Here is a 22,625-nt window from a genome sequence, read left to right as displayed (position 1 = left end):
AAAACCGCTCTGACAGAACGTAAATTTCCCCGCCAGAGGCCCTGCGCCGCAGGCGCTCAAAAGCTTGCGGGCGCAAGGCCGCGCCGCTGGATCAGCCTTGCAGCGGATCACTCGCGTAGCGCGCCAGGCTGGTCAGATCCGACAGACGCTCGCGCTGGCGGCCCTGATCGTCAAAATTGCTCGGCGCAAGCCAGACCCGGAAGGCCTCTGACAAAGCCGGCCAATCCTCGCAAGTGATGGCAAACCAAGCGGTATCGCGGTTGCGCCCCTTTACCACCAGATGGTTGCGGAAGACGCCCTCATAGCTGAACCCGAGCCGCTGCGCCGCCCGGCGCGAGGCCATGTTCAAGGCATTGCACTTCCACTCATAGCGCCGGTAGCCGGCCCGAAAGGCCCAATCCATCATCAGCCACATCGCTTCCGTCGCCGCCAAACCGCGCTGCATCTCCGGGCTGATGCAGATATGCCCGACCTCGATCGAGCCCGCTTCCGGCGCGATCCGCAGATAGCTTGCAATCCCGCCGCAATGCCCGCTCACCCGGTCGCGCATCACGAAAAACCGAGGGTCTTCCGCCGCTTCACGCTCTTTCGCCCAGCGGTGATAGGCCCCGGCCGAGACGAAAGGCCCGTAAGGCATATAGTCCCAAAGTGCCTCATGCCCGGCAAAAGCGCGGTGCAGATCGGCGGCATGAGCATCCGCCGACAAAGGCTCCAGCCGCACCACCCGGCCCTGCAAGGCCTCATGCCCGGGGCGCTCTGGCACCGCCCAATCATGGACCTCACGTCCCAACCGCGCTTCGTCCCTCACCGCCGCATCCTCCTGCCCTGTCGCGCAAGGCTAAGCCGCAGCGCGATGCCCCACAAGGCCGCCGACAAGGCCAGTTCCGCGCAATGATAGCGCCAATTTCAGAACCGGAAATCAGCCGGATAGGAATGGATCCCGTCGAAATCCTCTTTCCCCAAAGCCAGCCCGGCACTGCGCAAAGCCGCATAGCCCATGGTCATATGAAAGAAGAAATTGGGCAGGCCATAAAGATAGAGATATTGCGCCCCGGTCTGCTCGACATCGGCGAATCCCGCCCGATGCGTGATCACCCGGCTCTCTGCACCCTCAAACTCCGCAGGTCGCATCGAGCCCAAAGTCGCCCGCGCCACCGCCAGCCGAGGCCCCAAATTCTCGGGCAAATCCACCGCATCCCGCCCCGCCAAAAGGCAGCAAACCCGCATGGAAAAGCCCGCAGCAATGGCAAATTGGCTGCGGGCTGGGAAGGTATCGGCGATTTGCGCATCCAAGGCATCCGGCCCCGCCAGCGCCACTATGTCACTGATCCGCGACAGATAATGGCGAAAGACGGGCACCGAAGCCTGATACATCAGCTTTCCTTTGGCACCACCCGCAGGTTCAGCTCGCGCAGCTGCTGCAAGGTCGGCTCCGAGGGCGCATTCATCAGCAAATCCTCGGCGCGCTGGTTCATCGGGAACATGATGACTTCGCGGATATTGGTCGTATCGGCCAAAAGCATGACCAGCCGGTCAATCCCCGCCGCACAGCCACCATGGGGCGGCGCGCCATATTTGAACGCCTTCACCATGCCGCCAAAGCGCTTATCGACTTCCGAGTTCGGATAGCCGGCCAGCTCAAAGGCCTTATACATGATCTCCGGCTTATGGTTCCGGATACCACCCGAGATCAGCTCATAGCCGTTGCACGCGAGATCATACTGATAAGCGTAGACATTCAACGGATCGCCATTCAGCGCCTCCAAGCCACCCTGCGGCATCGAGAAGGGGTTGTGGCTGAAGTCGATCTTGCCCTCGTCGGTCTTCTCATACATCGGGAAGTCGACGATCCAAGCAAAGCGGAAGCTGTCGGTCTCGGTCAGACCCAGCTCACGGCCAATCTCATTGCGGGCACGACCGGCAACGGATTCAAAGACTTCCGGCTTGCCGCCCAAGAAGAAGGCCGCATCGCCCAGATCCAGACCCAGTTGCAGCCGGATCGCCTCGGTCCGCTCGGGGCCAATCGCTTTCGCGATCGGGCCAGCGGCTTCCATCGAGCCATCCTCGGCCTTGCGCCAGAAGATATAGCCCATGCCCGGAAGACCTTCCTTCTGAGCGAAAGCGTTCATCCGGTCAGCAAATTTGCGGCTGCCACCGGTCGGCGCCGGGATCGCGCGGACCTCAGTGCCTTCGTTGTTCAGCAAATTGGCGAAGATCGCAAAGCCCGAGCCGCGGAAATGTTCGGAAACATCCTGCATTTTGATCGGGTTGCGCAGGTCGGGCTTGTCCGAGCCATACCATTTCAACGCATCGCGATAGGCGATCAGCGGCCATTCGCTGTCCACTTTGCGGCCCTTGCCGAAATGCTCAAAGAGGCCTTGGATCACCGGCTGGACGGCGGCGAAAACGTCTTCCTGCGTGACGAAAGACATCTCGATATCAAGCTGGTAGAAATCGGTGGGCGAGCGGTCGGCGCGCGGATCTTCATCGCGGAAGCAGGGCGCGATCTGGAAATAGCGGTCAAAACCAGCCACTTGGATCAGCTGCTTGAACTGCTGCGGCGCTTGCGGCAGGGCATAGAACTTGCCCGGATGCAGACGCGATGGCACGAGGAAGTCGCGCGCGCCTTCGGGCGAGGAGGCCGTGATAATCGGGGTCTGGAATTCGGTAAAATTCTGATCCCACATCGCATTGCGCAGCCAGCGCACCACATTCGAGCGCAGCATCATGTTCTGATGCATCGTCTCGCGGCGCAGGTCGAGGAAGCGATAGGTCAGACGGGTTTCTTCGGGATATTCCAGCTCGCCAAAGACCGGCAAAGGCAGCTCGTCCGAGGCACCCAAGACTTCGATCTCGGTCGCATAGACCTCAATCTCACCGGTCGGGATCTTCGCGTTCACCAGCGAGGCATCGCGCGCCTTCACCCGGCCATCAATCCGCACCACCCATTCCGAGCGCACCTTCTCCAGCGCCGCACAGGCCGCCGAGTCGCCATCGCACAGCACCTGCGTGATGCCGTAATGGTCGCGCAAATCGATGAACAGCACGCCACCATGATCTCGCACCCGGTGGACCCAGCCCGACAAGCGGACGGTCTCGCCCACATGATCCTTGTTCAACGCGGCACAGGTATGGCTGCGATAGGCGTGCATCATACATCCCCTTCCGAGGGCAAAAATTCCATCGCGCCGATACACTCCGCCCCGCCGCCCAAGTCAACCCCGAGCTTGCCCTTAGGCACAGCGTCGCCGCCTCCGGCGGGAGTATTTTAGATCAAGATGAATACTCATCCGGCAAGTTCGCTCGAAGATAAGATGAAAAAGCGCGGCAGCCTCCCCCGCCCCGTCGCCCTTTCATCTTGACCGAAATACTCCGGGGGGTCCGGGGGGCTGGCCCCCCGGCCGCCTTCAAGAAGACCAAACCGCAGGCATCAGCCCCCGCAAAGCATTGCCAACCCAAAGCCGCACCTTTGGCAGATCCTCGGGCAAAAGGACCTCTTCCGGGCAGCCAAGTTCTGCCCGCAAAACGCCGGGCAAAAGCCCGCAAGTTAGGGGCGGCGTGCGCAGCCCCTGCCCGCGGTCAAAGAAGAGATTGGTGATGGTGCCCTCGGTCACTTCACCGCGCTCGTTGAGGAAGAGAAGCTCATCCAAGCCCTCCGGCATCCCCGCCCGCGCCGCGTCATAGAGCCCGCGCTTGGTGGATTTCACCGCCAAAGCCGGGTCACCGGACTGCACCCGCTCGGCAGAAAACCCCAGCCGCCAGAGCGGTTTCGCAGGAGGCAGTGCGGCGATCTGCCAATCGGCCTCACCTGCGGCCTCCACCGAGAAGCGCAGCCGAGCAGGCTCTGTAGGCAAAGCATCCGGCAGCTTCAGGGCCGCAAGCCCCCAGCCCAGGGCTAGAGAAGACCGCGCCAGCCGCGCGCGATGCAAATCCAGCCGGGGCAAAGCCGCCCCGTCCCACAGCATCGTCTCGATCAGCCTTAGCCCCGGCGCACGGCCGAGTTCACGAAGCGCGCTTTCCACAGCGCCTCCTCCCATTCGCCTGCCACGGTGGAGCCATGCGTCAAAGCCCCCCCGACATTGAGCACAATCTCAGAGCCACTGACCGCCAAAGTCCGGATCGCCACCGAGAAATCCGAAGCCCCATCCGGCCCCATCCATCCCACAGCCCCGCAATAGATCCCACGCGGATGCGGCTCCAACTCGCGGATGATCTCCATCGCCCGGATCTTCGGCGCGCCCGTCACCGAGCCACAGGGGAACAAAGCCTCCATCAGCCCCGGCAAAGTCGCCGGCGCCTCCAGTTCGGCCACCACGGTCGAGGTCATCTGATGCACCGTGGCATAGCTCTCAATGGCATAAAGCGCGGGCACCCGCACCGAGCCGACCTTGGCCAGCCGCGAGATATCATTGCGCAACAGATCGACGATCATCAGATTCTCGGCCCGGTCCTTCACCGACCCGGCCAAATCCGCAATCAAAGCCGCATCCGCCGCCGCATCCGCGCCGCGCGGCCGCGTGCCCTTCATCGGCCGCGTCTCGATCCGGCCCCCCGCCTCGGTGCGGAAAAACAACTCCGGGCTGCGCGAGACGATCACCGGGCCTTGGCCCAGATCGACATAGGCGCCATGCCCCACCGCCCCGGTGCGCCGAAACGCGCCGTAAAGCCCCAAGGGCGTTCCCTCAAGCAACTCAGCCCGCAGCGGGAAGGTCAGGTTCACCTGATAGCAATCGCCCGCCGCGATATAGTCAAAAACCCGGCCCGCCGCCGTGGCATAATCGGCTTCCAAGACCACCGGCTCGGGCGCCGAGATCGATGTCGCCAGCCCCTCTTCCGCCGCCTGCGCCAAAGCCGCATCGGCGGCCAAGGGGCGCTCAAACACGCCCAAAAGCACCAAAGGCCCCGGCGCAACCTCTGGCATCAAAGCGCCAAGCTTCGGCTCCAAAGCATAGCCCGCCTCATAGGCGATATAGCCCGCTACCCAAGCGCCCGCCGCCCGCGCGGCCTCGGCTTGGGCCAAGGCTCCGGCCACCTCAGACGCAGAATAAGCCGATATGACCGCAAGCGGCGCTGCAAACAGCGCCGGCTTTCCCTCCGGTCCATGCTCAACAAGGATCACGACAGCCCCCCACTTCCCCTCCGCCTTACGCCGCCTCAGACCCTCATACCAGAGGCTTTCCCGACCGCATTGCCCTGAAATCCGACGCAAGGCCCGAAGAAAGCCTGCCATGCCCCAGCCAAAGCCACTTTCAAAATGACAGCCAAAGCTTGGCCCCTGACGTTTCGCCACCGACCACCCGTTTCACCCTTGCGCCCAAGGCAACGATGACTATAACCCCGCCAGTTTGCGCATATTCAGGGGGCCGCCATGCCAAAAAGAACCGACATCCAGTCGATCATGATCATTGGCGCGGGTCCCATTGTGATCGGCCAGGCCTGCGAGTTTGACTACTCCGGCGCCCAGGCCTGTAAAGCGCTGCGCGAAGAAGGCTACCGGGTCATCCTCGTGAACTCGAACCCCGCAACGATCATGACCGATCCGGGTCTGGCCGATGCGACTTATATCGAGCCGATCACCCCCGAAGTCGTCGCCAAAATCATCGAGAAAGAACGCCCCGACGCGATCCTGCCAACGATGGGCGGCCAAACCGGCCTCAACACCGCTTTGGCGCTGGCTGACCTTGGCGTGTTGGAAAAGTTCAACGTTGAGTTGATCGGCGCCAAGCGCGACGCCATCGAAATGGCAGAAGATCGCAAACTCTTCCGCGAAGCGATGGACCGTATCGGGCTGGAAAACCCCAAAGCCACCATCGTGGCCGCGCCGAAACTGCCCGATGGCAAATTCGACATCAACGCCGGTATCGCGCAGGCGATGAAAGACCTTGAGATCATCGGTCTTCCCGCGATCATCCGCCCCGCCTTCACCCTTGGTGGCACCGGCGGCGGGGTCGCCTATAACCGCGACGACTACGAACATTTCATCCGCTCCGGCCTTGAGGCCAGCCCCGTCGCCCAAGTCTTGGTCGATGAGTCGCTCTTGGGCTGGAAAGAGTTCGAGATGGAGGTTGTGCGCGACAAAGCCGACAACGCCATCATCGTCTGCGCGATTGAGAACATCGACCCGATGGGCGTGCACACCGGTGATTCCATCACCGTGGCCCCTGCTTTGACGCTCACCGACAAAGAATATCAAATCATGCGCAACGGCTCGATCGCCGTGCTGCGTGAGATCGGCGTCGAGACCGGCGGCTCCAACGTGCAATGGGCGATCAACCCTGCCGATGGCCGCATGGTGGTGATCGAGATGAACCCGCGCGTGTCGCGCTCCTCGGCTTTGGCTTCTAAAGCCACCGGTTTCCCGATTGCGAAAATCGCCGCGAAACTGGCGGTTGGCTATACGTTGGATGAGCTTGACAACGACATCACCAAAGTCACCCCGGCCTCGTTTGAGCCGTCGATTGACTATGTCGTCACCAAGATCCCGCGCTTTGCCTTTGAGAAATTCCCCGGCTCGCAGCCGAACCTGACCACCGCGATGAAATCGGTGGGTGAGGTCATGGCCATCGGCCGCACCATCCACGAGTCGTTGCAAAAGGCTCTCGCCTCGCTTGAAACCGGTCTCACCGGCTTTGACGAGATCGCGATCCCCGGCGCGCCCGACCGTGCCGCCATCTCCAAAACCCTTGCCGAAGCCACGCCCGACCGGCTGCGCGTCGTCGCCCAAGCGATGCGCGAAGGCTTCACCAATGATGAGATCCAAGCGATCACCTCTTTCGATCCGTGGTTCTTGGCCCGCATCCGCGAAATCATTGATGCGGAAGCCAAAGTCCGCAAGAACGGCCTGCCCGTCACCGCTGAAGGCCTGCGTGAGCTGAAGATGCTCGGCTTCACCGATGCCCGTCTTGCCAAGCTGACCGGCCGCGACGAGGGCCAGGTCCGCCGGGCGCGCAAGAACCTTGGCGTGAAGGCCGTCTTCAAGCGCATCGACACCTGCGCGGCTGAGTTCGAGGCCCAAACGCCCTATATGTATTCCACCTATGAGATGCCCGCGATGGGCGATGTGGAATGCGAATCGCGCCCCTCTTCGGCCAAGAAAGTCGTCATCCTTGGCGGCGGCCCGAACCGGATCGGTCAGGGCATCGAGTTCGATTATTGCTGCTGCCATGCCTGCTACGCGCTGACCGATGCGGGCTATGAAACCATCATGATCAACTGCAACCCCGAGACCGTGTCGACCGACTATGACACCTCGGACCGGCTCTATTTCGAACCGCTGACGCTTGAGCATGTGCTCGAAATCCTGCGCGTTGAGCAAGAGAACGGCACACTTCACGGCGTCATCGTGCAATTCGGCGGCCAAACCCCGCTGAAGCTTGCCAATGCTCTGCATGAAGAAGGCATCCCGATCCTCGGCACCACGCCGGACGCCATCGACCTCGCCGAAGACCGCGAGCGGTTCCAAGCGCTGCTGAATGAGCTTGGCCTGAAACAGCCGCACAACGGCACCGCCCGCTCGCGCGATGAGGCCTTTGCCGTCGCCAAAGACGTGGGCTACCCGCTGGTGATCCGCCCCTCCTTCGTCCTCGGCGGCCGCGCCATGGAAATCGTCCGTTCGGACGAACATCTTGAGCGCTACATCGCCACCGCCGTGCAAGTCTCGGGCGACAGCCCGGTGCTTCTCGACAGCTACCTCACCGGCGCGGTCGAGGTCGACGTGGACGCCCTCTCCGATGGCACCAACGTCCATGTCGCGGGCATCATGGAGCATATCGAGGAAGCCGGCGTCCACTCGGGCGACTCTGCTTGCTGCCTGCCGCCGCACCAACTCTCGGCCGAAACCGTCGAAGAGCTGAAGCGCCAGACCGTGCAAATGGCCCGCGCTTTGAACGTCGTCGGGTTGATGAACGTGCAATTCGCCATCAAAGACGGCGTGATCTACGTGCTCGAGGTCAACCCGCGTGCCTCGCGCACCGTGCCCTTCACCGCCAAAGCCACCGATTCCGCCATCGCCTCGATCGCGGCACGGCTGATGGCGGGTGAGCCTTTGTCGAACTTCCCGGCCCGCGCGCCCTATCCGCAAGGCGTTGGCCCCGACAGCCCGCTGCCCTTGGCCGATGCGCTGACCCTCGCCGACCCGATCACGCCGTGGTTCTCGGTCAAAGAGGCCGTGCTGCCCTTCGCCCGCTTCCCCGGCGTTGACCCGCTTCTGGGGCCGGAAATGCGCTCGACCGGCGAGGTGATGGGCTGGGATCGCACCTTCGCTCTGGCCTTCCTCAAGGCGCAAATGGGCGCAGGCATGTCCCTGCCCGAGAGCGGCCGCGTCTTCCTGTCGGTCAAAGACAGCGACAAGACCGAGCCGCTTGCCGCCGCCGCCCGCGACCTGATCGCGCTTGGCTTCAGCATCGTCGCCACCAAAGGCACCGCCGCTTGGCTTGCCACCCATGGCGTCGAGGCGGAATCCGTCGCCAAAGTCTATGAGGGCCGCCCGAATATCGTCGACCGTCTGAAGAACGAGGACATCGCTCTGGTGATGAACACCACCGAGGGCAACCAATCGATCTCCGACAGCCGCGACATCCGCCGCGTCGCTCTGATGGACAAGATCCCCTACTTCACCACCGCCGCCGCAAGCATCGCCGCTGTGGCCGCGATGAAGGCCCGGGGTGAGGGTTATGGCGTGCGGACGCTTCAGGGGTGATTGAGCTTCGGCTCTGACCCGGGGGCGCAAGACGCGCAAACCAGCGCGATTGATGCTAGAACTCTATAGAAAGGCGGCTCTTAGCGTAGAGCCGCCTTTTTGTATTCTTATCACAGGCAGGATTGCGGCGCACCTTCGGCGACAATTGCTTGCCAATCTGGCCCAAGAGTTTGACGAGCCGACAAGGCGTTATTGTAGCCTTGTGACCCCTTGTGAACGATCTGGATAACCATATCTTGAGTTTTCGTCCCGTAGGTGTCGAAGGTTCCATAGGATGTGAACATTCCCCCGGTAATTGCCGAGTGTGACTGATCACCAACGACGACAAATCGATCAGCGCCTCGCTTGATCACCTCAATCGCCGCAGTTCTAAAGGTGATGTCTCTGGTTCCTTTGCTGCCGCACAGATCCTCAGCCTCTGTGGAAACTTTGAAGGAGGTTTGGGTTAAGGGCTGCACACTCGTCTCTACGCAGCCGGCGGCGAAAAAGCATAGCGTTACAATTCGAAATGCCCGAAGCTTAAAACCGTTCATTAAATGTATCTCCGACAATAGATTAATTGGCTAATCTTAATTAACTGACACTAAAATAGAACCCCGATCAATGGACGTAACGCAATTCCGATTTGGCCCCAGCCAAATCGGGACGCGACTGCCTGCCCCCGGCAGGCGCGTATCCGCGCCAGCCAAGGCTGCCGCGCCCCTCTCGTCATTCCAAGACCCAACCCCCATTGCCCTGCGGCTTGCGCCTGCGGGCAAACGGGCCGGGCGGCTCTCCACTGGAGAGCCACCTTGCGGCCCTCTCAGCGCCCCAGCCCCCGCTTTCGCCGCAAAAATCTGCGCGCCGCACCGCTCTTGCCCCTCCCAGTCCAAGCCCATTGCCCCATAGCTTGCGCCTTAGGGCAAACGGGTCCGAAGGCTCTCCACTGGCGAGCCCCCTTGCGGCCCTCTCAGCACTCCAGCCTCGGCCTTCCCACCAAAAGCCAGCCAGCCACCCTCTCACAGCCCCGCTTTAAGATCCCTTAACGTCTCGCTCAGATAATCGATGGTCTTCTCGTCGCGCTCCCCCGCCGCCCGCGCCTCTTTCAAAAGCGCCGTATAGTCGCGGATCATCGCCAGACGGCTTTCGCGCTCCTCACGCTCGGCGGCGTAGTAATCCACATCCTCGGGGCCGTTCAACACGCCGCCCAGCCGCGCATGCATGAAGCTCGACAGCACCTCGGCCATCCGCGTCGTATGCCCGCGCCCCATGGACCGAAAGAACCGCAGCACATCCGCTTCCACCCAAAGCGTCACCTTAGCCTTTGCCCCAGGCCCGGGCCGCGTCGCAATATCAAGCCATGCCTCGGGCACCGCGCCGCGCCCCGGCGTGGCGGCATGCAGTGCCTCCTCCAGTCGCCGCAGCCCCTCGGCCATCTGATGGTAATGCGCCTGCCGCCTCTCAGCCTTTGTCATCGTAGCACCTCCGGCCCGCAACCTTGCCAGAACCCGCCGCAAAATCGGTAAATCCAACGTGCGGCGCAAAACCAGACGCAAGCCATACGCCCGCCATACGTCAGCCATACGTGGTTTTCCTTGACTTTCGTGGCCAATGCCCCCATCTCCCCCCTGTCCGTCAGCCCGTGCCGCGTGAGCACCAAAAGGCCCGGACGCAGGTTCCCACCATCACGCAGGGGCGCCGACGGCGCGCACGGTCATCGGGGTTCCCCGAGGGCGAGGGCCGCTCGTCCCTTGACGTATGGAATGACCAAATGACCACATTTGAATCCCTCGGGCTTTCGCCCAAACTGTTGCTGGCGTTGGAAAAAACCACGCTGAAAGCGCCGACGCCCATTCAGGCGCAGGCGATCCCGCATATCATGGAAGGCAAGGATGTGCTGGGGCTGGCGCAGACCGGCACCGGGAAGACCGCCGCTTTCGGCCTGCCGCTTCTCCATCGCTTGCTGGATATCCCCAATCCGCCCGGCGCGCGCAACGTCCGTGCCCTCATCCTCGCCCCCACCCGCGAGCTGACTTTGCAGATCAAAGACAACCTTGAGATCTTCACAAAAGGTACTCATATCAAGGTGGTAATGGTCGTCGGCGGGGCTTCGGTGAACAAGCAAGCCCAGGCTTTGGCGCGCGGCGCTGACGTCTTGGTCGCCACCCCGGGCCGCCTGATTGACCACCTTGAGCAGGGCCATGTCAGCCTTGAGAAATGCGGCTATCTCGTCTTGGACGAGGCCGACCACATGCTCGACATGGGCTTCATCCATTCCTTGCGCAAGATCGCCAAACACATCCCCTTGCGGCGGCAAACTCTGATGTTCTCGGCCACAATGCCGAAAGATATCAATGAGATCGCCGACACCTATCTGCGCAACCCGGTCAAAGTGCAGGTCAATCCGCCCGGCAAACCGGCTGAAAAGGTGACGCAAGGCGTCCACTTCCTGCCCAACAGCGACAAGGCGCGCCAGCTTGAGACCTATCTCAAGACCCATCCGGGTGAGCAGGCCTTGGTCTTCTGCCGCACCAAGCATGGCTCGGACAAGCTGGCTAAGGTCTTGGCGCAATGGGGTTTCCGCGTCGGCGCCATCCATGGCAACCGCAGCCAAAACCAGCGCGACCGCATCCTGACCGAGTTCAAAGCCGGTGAGGTGGACGTGCTGGTCGCAACCGACGTCGCCGCCCGCGGCATCGACATCCCGACCGTCCGCCATGTCTACAACCACGACATGCCGAACGTGCCCGAAAACTACGTCCACCGCATCGGCCGCACCGCCCGCGCCGGCGCCGAGGGCTCCTCGATCAGCTTCTGCGCCCCGGCCGAGATGTCTGAGCTGCAAGCCGTTGAAAAGCTGCTGAAAAAGACGTTGCCGGTGCTGGGTGGCGCGCCTTGGGCGGCCGATATCGTGGCCGCAGCGCCACGCCCCGGTCAGAACCGCGGCCCGCGCCCGCAGGTCGGTGGCCGTCAGGGCCAGAAGATGAGCGCCAACCCCGCTAAGGCCAAGGGACCGCGCCCGCAGGGCCAAGGTCAAGGTCAGGGCCAAGGTCGCCCGCAAGGCGGCAAGCCGCAGGGCCAGGGCCGCCCCCAAGGCGGGCGTCCGATGGGCGGCGGGCAAGCGCCGCGCCGCAATCCCTCGCGCGGGGCGTAAACCAATTGGAAAGGGCGGAGCTGCGATGCTCCGCCCTTTTTCCATTCCAGCCTGTCAGGTTCGCTGCAAAGCGACCCAGCCTCAGCTGACCTCAACTTCCAAATTCAGCTTCATATCCAAGAGGATCTGCTGAATGGCCAAAGTCTCGCGCAGCATGCGCTTGGCCTCATTGACCGAGATTCGGCCATCCGAGATCGCCATGTGATACTCACTCATCAGCATGGCAAAGCGCTGCGCCAGCACCACGACATCCTGATTAACGCCCTTCGAGCTGGCATTGCGCCGCTCGGCATCATAGCTCAGCGTGATCCCCTTCAACTCGGCCAGCGCCGAGGTGACATGCGGAAAGCGCGCCGCAGCCTCAAGCTGGGCGACCACATCGATCGGCATGAAGCGATCATCATGCTCATCACTGTCCGAATAATAGCGCCCCAAAGTCGCCTTAGACTTGCCGGTCAACTCACAAGCCGCTTCGATTCCGACATCCTTTACAAGGGCTTCGGTGTGCTTTTTCAAATAGCTCGATGCAGACATTGTATGCTCCGGTCTGGGTTTGGCTCCGGCTTGGGCTGCGCAAACGCATGGGAAAACTCTTCTCTTTTTCCCATTAAGCCGCTGAGCTGCAAATGTCATTTATAAAGCTGTGCCGGGAAACCGGAAGCGTTGTGAATGATCGGTCTTTGCACCGGCTTTAAAAGCGGGTCCGTTGCGCAGCCCTGGCAGGCAGCGACAAAATGCGCGACGGACCTGCTTTGCCGCTCCCTTGCCAAGCCGCAGCCGTGGCTCTAGCAAGCCCCTATGGCCAAGCTTTATTTCCATTATTCCACGATGAATGCCGGCAAATCGACGCTGCTCTTGCAGGCGTCGCACAACTACCAAGAAGGTGGGATGGAGACCCTCTTGATCACCGCGCAGTTCGACAACCGCGCAGGTGAGGGCCGGATTGGCAGCCGCATTGGCATCGGCTGCGAGGCCGATACGTTCGCCCCGGACGAGGATCTTTTCGAGAAAATTCAATCCCGGCAATCACTTGGCCCATTGGCTTGTGTCTTCATCGATGAGGCGCAGTTCCTGTCAAAAGCGCAGGTCTGGCAGCTGGCTTGCGCGGTGGATGATCTGAAAGTGCCGGTGATGTGCTACGGGTTGCGCGTCGATTTCCAAGGCAATCTCTTCCCCGGCTCGGCCGCGCTTTTGGCATGGGCCGATGAGATGCGTGAAATCCGCACGATCTGCCATTGCGGTAAGAAGGCCACGATGGTGGTGCGCAAAGGCGCCGACGGCCGGGCGATGAAGGACGGCGATCAGGTGGTGATTGGCGGCAATGAGACCTACCAGAGTCTCTGCCGTCGGCATTGGCGCGCCGCCGTGACCGAGGTTGACCCGACGGCATAGCGCCCCAAACACCGTTGCAGCCTGCGTTGCGACGCAACGTTATTTGGCGGCCAATTGCCCCAGATGCCCCGACGTTAAGCCAGCTGATTTGAACGCGTTTCGCTGCCCGAGTCCTCGCTCATTTTCGCCCGAAGCGCGATCAGCAAACCCGCCCCCGCGATCAGCGCCATGCCCGCCCAAGCGGTCAGATCCAGCGCCTCATCCCAGACGATCCAAGTCCAAAAAGCCGAGCTCGGCAGGATCATATATTCCAGCACCGAGGCGCGTCCGGCATCGGTCAATTGATAGGCCCGGATCGACAGCCCAACCCCCACAAGTGAGCCCAAAGCCATCCCCAACAAGACCCAGTTTGTGTAGCCCGAAGGCCAGACAAAACCGCGCAGAATGAAGCCCGCAGAACCGGGCGGAACTTCAAGATGAAGCGCCGTCATCACTGCCAAACCGATCAGGCCCAAGACCCCCAAACTGACGAAGAAACCCGCCAGCAAACACTCGGCCGTTTCGCCCTCACACCACTGCCGGGTGGCAATATTTCCCAAGCCATAAAGGGCTCCGGCCAGCACCGGCAGGCCTGCGGCAAGCGTGGCTCCGGCCAAGGCCGAAGGCCCCAAAACCAAGATCACGCCCAGGAAACCAAGCCCCACAGCAAGGATGCGGAAGGGGCCAATCCTGTGCCCATAAACCAATCTTGAGATCAGCAGCACGAAGATCGGCGCGGTGAAAAGTCCCGCCGCCACAATGGCCACCGGCAGAAAGCCAAGCGCGCCAAAATAGATCATGATCGCCACCCCATGCAGGGCCGAGCGCGCCACCACCCCACCCCAACGCTTTGGCCGCATCCGCAAGCCCAAAAACGGTGCCGCAGCAAAGAGCATCATCAGCGCCAAAACCGACCGGCTGAGATGCACTTGCCACAGCCCCAACTCGCCCGCCACGGCCCGCACATAGTTGTCGGCAAGACCCACGATGGCGGCATAGGCAAGGATCAGCCCGGTGGCGGCGAGAGTACGGTCGGGCTGCGCTATTGTCATTGTCCTGCCGGCTTGCTTCTTTTAGGCCAAGTGAAGCCCGGCAGGCGGGGCGATGCGCGCCTGATTGCGACACATCTGAAGGGGGATTCTATGGGTTGGCTGTCGGATGAGGCGGGTCTTGAAAAATGCGCCGCAAATTTTGTGCCCCTCACACCGCTTTCCCATCTGCGCCGCGCTGCTGAGATCTTTGCGCATCGTACCGCCCTTGTTTGGAAGACCACCCGCCTCAACTACGCCGATTACGCGACCCGCGTGACCCAGCTGGCCAGCGCCTTAGCCGCGCGTGGCGTCGCGCCCGGAGACGTGGTGGCGACCCTGCTGCCCAATATCCCTGCCCAAGCCGAGGCGCATTTTGGCGTGCCCGCCTGTGGCGCGGTGCTCAACACCATCAACATCCGGCTTGATGCCGATACGGTTGCCTATTGCTTTGACCATGCCGGCGCCAAGCTGGTGCTGTGCGACACCGCTTTTCTGGCTTTGGCTGAAGCGGCGATCGCCCGGATGGAAGGCCCTGCCCCCCAGATCATCGAGGTGACCGACCACGGCTTCACCGCCTCGGGCCGCTATCTGGGGTATGAAGATCTGCTGGCCGAGGGCCGCCCCGATTTCGATTGGCTGATGCCAGAGGATGAATGGGAAAGCCTTGCGATCAATTACACCTCCGGCACCACCGGCAAGCCCAAGGGCGTGGTCTATCACCACCGCGGCGCCTATCTGGCCACCACGGCCAATGCACTGGCTTGGCGGATGCAAAGCTTTCCCGTGGTGATGAGCATCGTGCCTTTGTTCCATTGCAATGCTTGGTGCCAAGCTTGGATGGTGCCGATGATGGGCGGCACTTTGGTCTGCTGCCGCGATGTCACCGCCAAAGCAATCTACGACGCCATCGCCGATGAGGGTGTGACCCATTTCGGCGGCGCGCCGATCGTGCTCAACATGATTATCAACGCCAAAGACGAAGACCGCCGCGACTTCTCGCATATCGTCGAGGTCTTTACCGCAGGCGCACCGCCCCCCGCCGCCACCTTGGCTGCGGTGGAGCCTTTGGGCTTTAACGTCACCCAAGTCTACGGGCTGACCGAGACCTATGGCCCGGCGCTGGAATGCCTGTGGCAAACCGAATGGGAAAGCGCTGTCGGCGACGAGCGCGCGGCGCTGAAGGCGCGTACCGGGGTGGCAATGGCCATGCTGGAAGCCGCGGGCGTCCATGACGACAAGGACCAGCAAATCCCCCGCGACGCCGCCCATCTGGGCGAGATCGCCATGCGCGGCAATCTGGTGATGAAGGGCTATTACAAGAACCCCGAAGCCACCGCCGAGGCCTTCCGTGGCGGCTGGTTCCGCTCGGGCGACATCGCCTTCCAGCACCCTGACGGCTATGTGAAGATCACCGACCGCGCCAAAGACATCATCATCTCGGGCGGCGAGAACGTCTCCTCGGTCGAGGTCGAGGGCATCTTGATGAAGCACCCCGCTGTCTCGCTTTGCGCAGTCGTGGCCAAGCCCGATGAGAAATGGGGCGAAGTGCCTTGCGCTTTTGTTGAGGTAAAACAAGGCCTTGAGGTGACTTCAGCCGAGTTGATCGCGCATTGCCGGTCCCATTTGGCAGGCTTCAAGACCCCCAAACTGGTGATTTTTACCGAGCTGCCGAAGACCTCGACCGGCAAGATCCAGAAATATGAGCTGCGCGCGGTGGCAAAGCTGGCCTGAGGCGGCAGAAAGACGCGCATGCACAAAGGCTTGGCAAGCCCTGTTGTGAAGCCCGGCCCTGCCGGTTAGTGTCCGGCTCAGGTCAAAGGACGCTGCATGACGGCTCTGAAGAAGTATTCAAGGTTAGAAAGCACCGGGCTCTGGCGCGAGGGGTCCGATGGTCAGCGCCGCGAGGTCATCGTCCGCATGGGCGAGGCCACCTTGATGCTGGCCGATCCGCGCTCGGAACAGGTGTTGTCGCATTGGTCGCTGCCTGCCGTGACCCGGCTGAACCCCGGCCAGCGCCCTGCCCTCTATGCCCCCGGAGAAGATGCCGAAGAAGAGCTTGAGATCGCCGACGACGATATGATCGGCGCGCTGAAGACCGTGCAATCAGCCGTGCGCGCGGCCACGCCCCGTCCGGGCCGGCTGCGCGGGGCTTTGACCGGTGGCATCACGCTGGCGATCGTGCTTTTTGCGGTGACGGTGCTGCCCGGCGTGCTGACCCGTCACACGGCTTCGGTGGTGCCCGCCGCCAAACGGGCCGAGATTGGCCAGCGCGCGCTGGATGACATCACAAGGCTCACCGGTCAGCCCTGCACCGGAGAGACCGGCCTGCCGGCGCTGTTCCGCCTTTCCGAACGCATCTTTGGGTTGGAAGACACGCCCATCCTTTACGTCCTTCCCGAAGGGTTGCAGCAGCCCGCGCATTTGCCGGGCGGCGTGATCCTTTTGCCCCGCGCCTTGGCCGAGGCGGGCGAGGATGCGCAGGCTTTGGCCGGCGCGGCTTTGACGGAAGGCGTGGCCTCTCACACCGTTGACCCGATGCTGGATATTCTGGACCACGCCGGGCTGATCAGCACCTTCCGCTTGCTGACCACGGGCGAGCTGCCCGCCAATGCGCTACAGGGCTATGGCGAGGATTTCCTGCGCCACAGCTATCAATTGCCGCCGACAACCAGCCTTGTCGCCGCTTTTGAGGCGGCGCAAATCCCGATGACGCCCTTTGGCCGCGCGCTGGAAGGCATGGCACAACCGCAGGCCGCACAAGTGGTGGTCGAGGCCGATCCCTATAAGGGCCTGATGCCCAGCCCGTTGCTGTCAGACACCGATTGGGTGGCGCTGCAATCGGTCTGCGAGGGGTAAAGCCCGCCCCCTCAAAGAAAACGGAGCCCTTTCGGGCTCCGCTTCTTAGCTTCCGCTTCCACTGCTCGATCGGCGGTCTGCCCTTACTGCACTATCCTTGCATCACCAAAGCCAAGGCCGCGCGCGGCACTCAGCGCCGCCTTGGCCTGATCGGCCGAGCCAAAGGGCCCTGCGTAGACCACGGTCAAAGCACCATTCTTCAACTTGGCCCGCGCCACCGGCAACCCCTTGCCGCGCAGCTGACCCGCAGCGCCATCGGCATTGCTTGGTACGCCAAAGGTGCCGACCTGCACGAATAGCCCCTTGCCGGTCTCTTTGGCTTTCGCCTTCGCAGGCGCCGCCATGCTGGATTTGGTCACCAATTTCTCGCCGCTCTTCATCGAGAGCACATAGCCGTCTTCGGTCGAGCTGCTGCCATCGCGATGCCGCACCACAATCTTCACCGGCCGACGCTTGGTGACACTGTCTTCCACCAGTTCGGCAGGTGTGGTGCGCGTCCAGACCTGATCCATCGCCCCCACACCCTCGGCGGTCTGCTGACCACGGTAGGGATTCAGACGATCATCGGTCCAAGCCATTTTATATCCCGCAGGGGGCGCATCCATTGGCAGCTTGGCACTTTTAACCGGCGCTTTCGGCTGGGCCACTTCCGCAGAGCGCGCCGAAGGCGCCGCTGCGACAGCAGCTTGGCCCCCAGCCGCCGCATCCAGATTTCCGGCCACAAGTTTGGGGAAGGTCGCGCCGGTCATGGTCCCGTCGCCTTTGGTGCAAAGAAGCTTTGATCCGCCGCCATGCACCTCATAGCGCTTGGCCACTGGCGCATCGGCCGGGCAAGCCAGCCGGTACCCCTCACCAGCCGTAACCGCAGGGGCCTCTGCCACCCGCTCAGACGTCGGCACTGCGACGACCCGAGCGGTCTTAGAGAGCGGTGCGGCAACCGGAGCTGTCGCCACAACGGCCGGAGCTTTTGGCGCTGCCGCCTTCGCCGCCGGAGCCGCCTTGGGCGCAGCAGGCACCCCAACGGGGGCTTGCGGAGCCTCAGCCACCTCGATCGGGCCCGAGGCACCATAGCCGCAAAGCTGCTTGCGATCGCGCGTGACGCGCGGCACCCAAGTCACCTGCCCCGCATAACCCGCGCGCAAGAAGACACAGCCCCGGCTGTCAACATATTGCTGCCCCTTAAAGCTGGCCGGCGGCATCTCAGCCGGCCGCGCAAGATCCGCAAAAGCAGGCAGCGCCCCGCAAAGGCTGGCCAAAACGGCGGCAGAAATCACTTTTCCAAACATAACTACCCCCAAGGAGCTTGAGGAAGTATTGGAACAAGTGGGACTCCGAGTAAAGGGAAAATACCCCTTATTTCGTGCCAAACATCCGGTCGCCCGCATCCCCTAGTCCTGGAACAATATATCCATGATCATTAAGCTGCGCATCTACCGCTGCTGTGACGATCGGCACATCGGGATGGGCCTCTTTCATCCGCTGAACCCCCTCGGGCGAGGCCAAAAGGCACAGAAACCGAATGTTTTTCGCGCCGGATTTCTTCAGCAAATCAATCGCCGCCACACTGGAATTTCCCGTCGCCAGCATCGGATCAACCACGATCGCCAAGCGATCCTCCATCTGCTCGGGCAGCTTGCAGTAATATTGCACTGGCTGCAGCGTCTCGGGGTCGCGGTAAAGCCCAACAAAGCCCACCCGAGCCGCCGGGATCAGCTCTAAAATCCCATCCAGCAAGCCATTGCCCGCGCGCAAGATCGAGATCAACGCCAGCTTTTTGCCGTCGATGGTCGGCGCCTCCATCGGCATGATCGGGGTCTCGATCTGCTTGGTGGTCATCGGCAAAGAGCGCGTGACCTCATAGGCCAGCAAAAGTGAAATCTCGCGCAACAGCTTGCGAAATGACGCGGTTGAGGTCTCCTTCTCCCGCATCAGCGTCAGCTTGTGCTGGACCAAAGGGTGGGAAACGACGGTCAAATGGTCCATTTAAGCCTCCAGCAGTTTGGCAATCTTGGTTTTCGTATCGGTATCGCAAAAAGCCGCCTCAAGCGAAACTTTTGCGATGCGCCGGAATTGCCCCTCGTCCCAATCGAAGGCCCGGTGCAATTCTTCGTATTCGCGCGTCATGGTGGTGTGGAAAAACGGAGGGTCATCAGTTGAGATCGTGACCTTAACCCCACGGCGGTCCAATTCATGCACCGGATGGGCGCGGAAATCCTTATAAACGCCCAAAGCCACGTTTGAGCCTGGGCAGACCTCCAGCACGATGCCGCGCTCGGCCAATTCATCCACCAAGGCCAGATCTTCAATGGCGCGCACGCCATGCCCCAGCCGCTCGGGCGCCAGCGCCGCCAATGTGTCGCGGATGCCCTCAGGCCCCGCCCATTCGCCAGCATGGGCGGTCAGCCGCAAGCCCGCCTCGCGCGCGCAGTCAAAGGCCCAGCGAAAATCCTTCGGCGCGCCAGCCTTCTCATCACCTGCAATACCAAAGCCGGTGATCCAATCCCCCGCCGTCTCCGCCGCGCAAATCGCGGTCTCGCGGGCCTTCTCAGGGCCAAAATGCCGAATACAGGTCACAATCCCGCGCAAGGTGATGCCCATTTTACGCTCCGCCTCATCCGAGGCCTCCTGGATCGCCAAGAGATACTCGCGCCAAGCCCCAAGATCGCGCCCCCCGCAAAAATCCGGGCTGAGGAAAGTCTCTGCATAAACAACCCCATGCGCGGCCGTTTCCTCCAGCACTGCAAGGGTCAAGCGGCGATAGTCTTCAGGGCTTTGCAAGACGGAGGTGGCGGCCTCATAGACCTTCAGAAAATCCCAAAAATCCTTGTAACGATAATTGCCGCGCGCGTCGAAAATGCCCGAGATATCAACGTGCTTCTCTTTAGAAAGCCCGCGCACGAAGGCTGGGGGTGCGGCCCCCTCCAAATGCAGATGCAATTCAACCTTTGGCAATTCGCGCACAGCAAAACCCTTTCATCTTGATCTAAATACTCCGGGGGGCGCGGGGGGCTGGCCCCCCGCCCGGCTCACAGAAACGACCGCCCCGGCCCCTGCCCCGACACCCCCAGATGCGCCGCGACTGAGGCTGCCACATCCACAAACCCGCGCAAACCGATCGGTTTGGCACCATAGCCCCACCCGACGATCGGCACCCGCTCCCGCGTATGATCGGTGCCGGTCCAAGTGGGATCATTGCCGTGGTCGGCGGTGAAAATCGCCAGATCCCCAGGCCCAAGCCGCGCGAGAAACGCGGGCACACGGGCGTCAAAGGCTTCCAAAGCCCGCGCATATCCCGCCACGTCTCGCGGGTGGCCGTAAAGCGAGTCAAACTCGACAAAGTTCGCAAATGTCAAAGAACCGGGCTCGGCATCGCCCCCAAGGCGGATAAGATGTTCGAATAAGTCAAGATCGCTTTTGCCCTTCCAGAGCCTCCCGATGCCTTGCATCGAGAAAATATCTCCGATCTTACCAATCGCATGCGTTTCGTGCCCAGCCTCAGTCACCCAGTCCAGCAAGGTCGGCGCAGGCGGGGCAATCGCAAAGTCGCGGCGATTGGCGGTGCGCTTGAAATTCCCAGGCTCCCCGATAAAGGGCCGCGCAATCACCCGTCCGACCTTGCGTGCATGCAGCAAGGGCGCAAGGTCAGCGCAAAGTTTCAACAAGCGCTCCAGCCCAAAGGCCTCTTCATGTGCCGCGATCTGAAACACGGAATCCGCTGATGTGTAGCAGATTGGCCAGCCGCTCCGCAGATGCTCGGCGCAATGCGCCTCGATGATCGGCACGCCCGAGGCATGGCAATTGCCCAAGATGCCATCCGTCCCTGCTAAACGGCAGACCTCCGCCACCAAATCCTTTGGAAAGGCTGGTATTTGGTCGGGGAAATAGGTCCAATCCCAAGGCACTGGCACCCCTGCCAGCTCCCAATGCCCCGAAGGCGTGTCCTTGCCGCGCGAGACCTCTTCCGCAGCCCCCCAAAGCTCCTGAGGCACAGCATCGAACCCCGGCATCGTCACGCCAGAGGCCAGTTGCACCGCCGCTCCAAGACCCAAGGCATCGAGATTTGGCATATGCAGCGGCCCCGAGCGGCCCACATCCGCCCGCCCTGCCGCACATTCCTCGGCGATATGGGCAAGCGTTGACGCGCCATCATCGCCAAATTCCGCCGCATCCGCTGCGCCACCCGCGCCCACGGAATCAAGCACGATCAGAAAGGCCCGCGTCATCTAGTTTATCCTTTGCAATACCAAGGGGCGCGGCTGCGGCGCCTGCGGTCCCAACTGGTAGGCGCGCTGCACCGCGGCCGCCGCCGCAAATGCCGCCTCTTCAGTGGCCGCATGCACAAAGGCCAAGGGTCGCTCTGGCCCAACTTCGTCCCCTAAGGCCGCCAGATCCGAAAACCCGACCGAGGGGTTCACGCGGTCCGCCTCGCGCAAGCGTCCGCCGCCCAAATGCACCACGGCATTTCCTAAGGCTTCGGCATCGATTTCAGTCACATAACCCGCTTCCAAGGCCGGAACCTCAAGCATCACCGCAGAAGCCGGCAGCCGATCCCGCCAACGATCAACGAAATCGGCAGGCCCGCCTTGCGCCGTCACCAGCGCGCCAAACTTCTCGGCTGCTGCACCTGAGCGCAGGGCCTCGGCGACCCGCCCCTCACCGTCTGTGGCATCCGCAGCCAAGCCCGCCATCGCCAAAACCTCACCACCCAAAGCCACCGTCAAATCCCACAACGCGACGTTGACCGCTTTCCCCGTCAGCGTCTCCATGACCTCAATCACCTCCAGAGCATTGCCCGCGGCCGAGGCCAAAGGCTGGCTCATATCACTGATGAGCGCCGAAGCCATGCAGCCCGCGCCTTGCGCCGTCTCGACCAAGGCGCGTGCCAACGCCTCCGCCTCGGCTTCGGTCTTCATAAAGGCGCCCGAGCCGCATTTCACATCCAACACCAAGGCCTCAAGCCCCGCCGCCAGCTTCTTCGACAGGATCGAGGCGGTAATCAGATCAATGCTTTGCACCGTTCCGGTGACATCACGAATGCCGTAAAGCCGCCGATCCGCAGGGGCCAAGCCTTGGCTGGCTGCAACGATCGCACAACCCTGCGTCGCCAGTTGGCGGCGCAACTCAGCCTCGCTCAGCGCGGTGCGGAAGCCCGGGATCGCCTCAAGCTTGTCCAAGGTCCCGCCGGTATGGCCAAGCCCGCGGCCCGAGATCATCGGCACATAGGCGCCGCAGACCGCCAGTGCCGGCGCCAGCAACAGCGAGACACAATCGCCGACCCCGCCGGTCGAGTGTTTGTCGATCACCGGCCCCGGCAGATCCCAGCTCAAGACTTGACCTGAATCGCGCATCCCACGCGTCAGCGCGACCCGCCCCTCCTCGCCCAGACCTTGCAAAACCACCGCCATAGCAAAGGCCCCGGCTTGGGCATCGCTGACGGTGCCGTCCGCCAAGCCTTTGGCAAACCATACCAAAGCCTCGGCGCTGGGGCGCCCGCCGTCACGGATTTGTGCGATGATCTGGCGGGCATCCACCGGCG

At 62.2% G+C, this 22,625-nt stretch carries 19 protein-coding genes; 5 read left to right on the top strand and 14 right to left on the bottom strand.

Annotation, left to right across the window (positions count from 1 at the left end; translation table 11 throughout):
• Positions 1-91: 91 nt before the first annotated feature.
• From Q9295_RS00315 to Q9295_RS00295, 5 genes are all read right to left on the bottom strand, one after another.
• Positions 92-808, bottom strand: a complete 717-nt coding sequence (locus Q9295_RS00315; RefSeq protein WP_306678267.1) for a GNAT family N-acetyltransferase — start codon at positions 806-808, stop codon at positions 92-94.
• 98 nt (positions 809-906) lie between these two features.
• Complete coding sequence (locus Q9295_RS00310) at positions 907-1,374, bottom strand: DUF1993 family protein (protein ID WP_306678265.1); 468 nt, start codon at positions 1,372-1,374, stop codon at positions 907-909.
• Positions 1,374-3,152 (bottom strand): aspartate--tRNA ligase, encoded by a 1,779-nt coding sequence (gene aspS, locus Q9295_RS00305; protein WP_306678264.1) that lies wholly within the window; start codon positions 3,150-3,152, stop codon positions 1,374-1,376. The genes Q9295_RS00310 and aspS overlap by 1 nt, the downstream gene beginning before the upstream one ends.
• 255 nt (positions 3,153-3,407) lie before the next feature.
• Positions 3,408-4,022 carry an aminotransferase class IV gene (locus tag Q9295_RS00300; protein ID WP_373457394.1) on the bottom strand — a complete coding sequence of 205 codons (615 nt, stop codon included), beginning with the start codon at positions 4,020-4,022 and terminating at the stop codon, positions 3,408-3,410.
• The gene (locus tag Q9295_RS00295) at positions 3,980-5,119 is read right to left on the bottom strand and encodes an aminodeoxychorismate synthase component I (RefSeq protein WP_306678262.1); all 1,140 of its coding nucleotides are present in this window, start codon (positions 5,117-5,119) and stop codon (positions 3,980-3,982) included. Before Q9295_RS00295 ends, Q9295_RS00300 begins: the two co-directional genes overlap by 43 nt.
• A 249-nt stretch (positions 5,120-5,368) precedes the next feature.
• Here Q9295_RS00295 and carB point away from each other — a divergent pair, with 249 nt between their 5' ends.
• On the top strand, positions 5,369-8,698 hold the full coding sequence (carB, locus tag Q9295_RS00290; protein ID WP_306678260.1) for a carbamoyl-phosphate synthase large subunit: 3,330 nt from the start codon (positions 5,369-5,371) through the stop codon (positions 8,696-8,698).
• A 110-nt stretch (positions 8,699-8,808) separates the two neighbouring features.
• On the opposite strand, the gene Q9295_RS00285 is transcribed toward carB, so the two are convergent.
• Both Q9295_RS00285 and Q9295_RS00280 read right to left on the bottom strand, forming a co-directional pair.
• Positions 8,809-9,231 (bottom strand): hypothetical protein, encoded by a 423-nt coding sequence (locus Q9295_RS00285; protein ID WP_306678258.1) that lies wholly within the window; start codon positions 9,229-9,231, stop codon positions 8,809-8,811.
• Positions 9,232-9,696: 465 nt separating this feature from the next.
• On the bottom strand, positions 9,697-10,260 hold the full coding sequence (locus Q9295_RS00280; protein WP_306678256.1) for a BrnA antitoxin family protein: 564 nt from the start codon (positions 10,258-10,260) through the stop codon (positions 9,697-9,699).
• Between the two features lie 188 nt (positions 10,261-10,448).
• Between Q9295_RS00280 and Q9295_RS00275 the strand changes: the two genes are divergently transcribed.
• Positions 10,449-11,831 carry a DEAD/DEAH box helicase gene (locus Q9295_RS00275; protein ID WP_306678254.1) on the top strand — a complete coding sequence of 461 codons (1,383 nt, stop codon included), beginning with the start codon at positions 10,449-10,451 and terminating at the stop codon, positions 11,829-11,831.
• Between the two features lie 81 nt (positions 11,832-11,912).
• Here Q9295_RS00275 and Q9295_RS00270 read toward each other — a convergent pair whose 3' ends face one another.
• Entirely contained in the window at positions 11,913-12,365 is a 453-nt protein-coding gene (locus Q9295_RS00270) for a hypothetical protein (RefSeq protein WP_306678252.1), read from the bottom strand.
• Positions 12,366-12,629: 264 nt separating this feature from the next.
• Here Q9295_RS00270 and Q9295_RS00265 point away from each other — a divergent pair, with 264 nt between their 5' ends.
• Positions 12,630-13,223 (top strand): thymidine kinase, encoded by a 594-nt coding sequence (locus Q9295_RS00265; protein ID WP_306678250.1) that lies wholly within the window; start codon positions 12,630-12,632, stop codon positions 13,221-13,223.
• A 74-nt stretch (positions 13,224-13,297) separates the two neighbouring features.
• On the opposite strand, the gene Q9295_RS00260 is transcribed toward Q9295_RS00265, so the two are convergent.
• Positions 13,298-14,254, bottom strand: coding sequence for a DMT family transporter (locus tag Q9295_RS00260; RefSeq protein ID WP_306678248.1), 957 nt, complete (start codon positions 14,252-14,254; stop codon positions 13,298-13,300).
• Positions 14,255-14,344: 90 nt separating this feature from the next.
• On the opposite strand from Q9295_RS00260, the gene Q9295_RS00255 reads away from it, so the two are divergent.
• Entirely contained in the window at positions 14,345-15,964 is a 1,620-nt protein-coding gene (locus tag Q9295_RS00255) for an AMP-binding protein (protein ID WP_306678246.1), read from the top strand.
• Positions 15,965-16,060: 96 nt separating this feature from the next.
• Positions 16,061-17,089 carry a hypothetical protein gene (locus Q9295_RS00250; RefSeq protein WP_306678244.1) on the top strand — a complete coding sequence of 343 codons (1,029 nt, stop codon included), beginning with the start codon at positions 16,061-16,063 and terminating at the stop codon, positions 17,087-17,089.
• A gap of 83 nt (positions 17,090-17,172) precedes the next feature.
• On the opposite strand, the gene Q9295_RS00245 is transcribed toward Q9295_RS00250, so the two are convergent.
• From Q9295_RS00245 to Q9295_RS00225, 5 genes are all read right to left on the bottom strand, one after another.
• Positions 17,173-18,375 (bottom strand): SPOR domain-containing protein, encoded by a 1,203-nt coding sequence (locus tag Q9295_RS00245; protein ID WP_306678242.1) that lies wholly within the window; start codon positions 18,373-18,375, stop codon positions 17,173-17,175.
• Between the two features lie 67 nt (positions 18,376-18,442).
• On the bottom strand, positions 18,443-19,072 hold the full coding sequence (gene upp, locus Q9295_RS00240) for a uracil phosphoribosyltransferase (RefSeq protein ID WP_306678239.1): 630 nt from the start codon (positions 19,070-19,072) through the stop codon (positions 18,443-18,445).
• Entirely contained in the window at positions 19,073-20,050 is a 978-nt protein-coding gene (locus Q9295_RS00235; protein ID WP_306678237.1) for an adenosine deaminase, read from the bottom strand.
• A gap of 65 nt (positions 20,051-20,115) precedes the next feature.
• A complete protein-coding gene (locus Q9295_RS00230) occupies positions 20,116-21,312 on the bottom strand; it encodes a phosphopentomutase (RefSeq protein WP_306678236.1) in 1,197 nt (398 codons plus the stop codon).
• Positions 21,313-22,620: a thymidine phosphorylase gene (locus Q9295_RS00225; protein WP_306678234.1), complete on the bottom strand. Its 1,308-nt coding sequence runs from the start codon at positions 22,618-22,620 to the stop codon at positions 21,313-21,315.
• Positions 22,621-22,625: the final 5 nt, after the last annotated feature.

Source organism: Pseudogemmobacter lacusdianii, from assembly GCF_030848395.1.
GTDB classification, from domain to species: Bacteria; Pseudomonadota; Alphaproteobacteria; order Rhodobacterales; family Rhodobacteraceae; genus Pseudogemmobacter; species Pseudogemmobacter lacusdianii.
The sequence above is the reverse complement of the archived record's forward strand: the minus strand, read 5'-3'. Positions and strand labels throughout refer to the sequence as shown.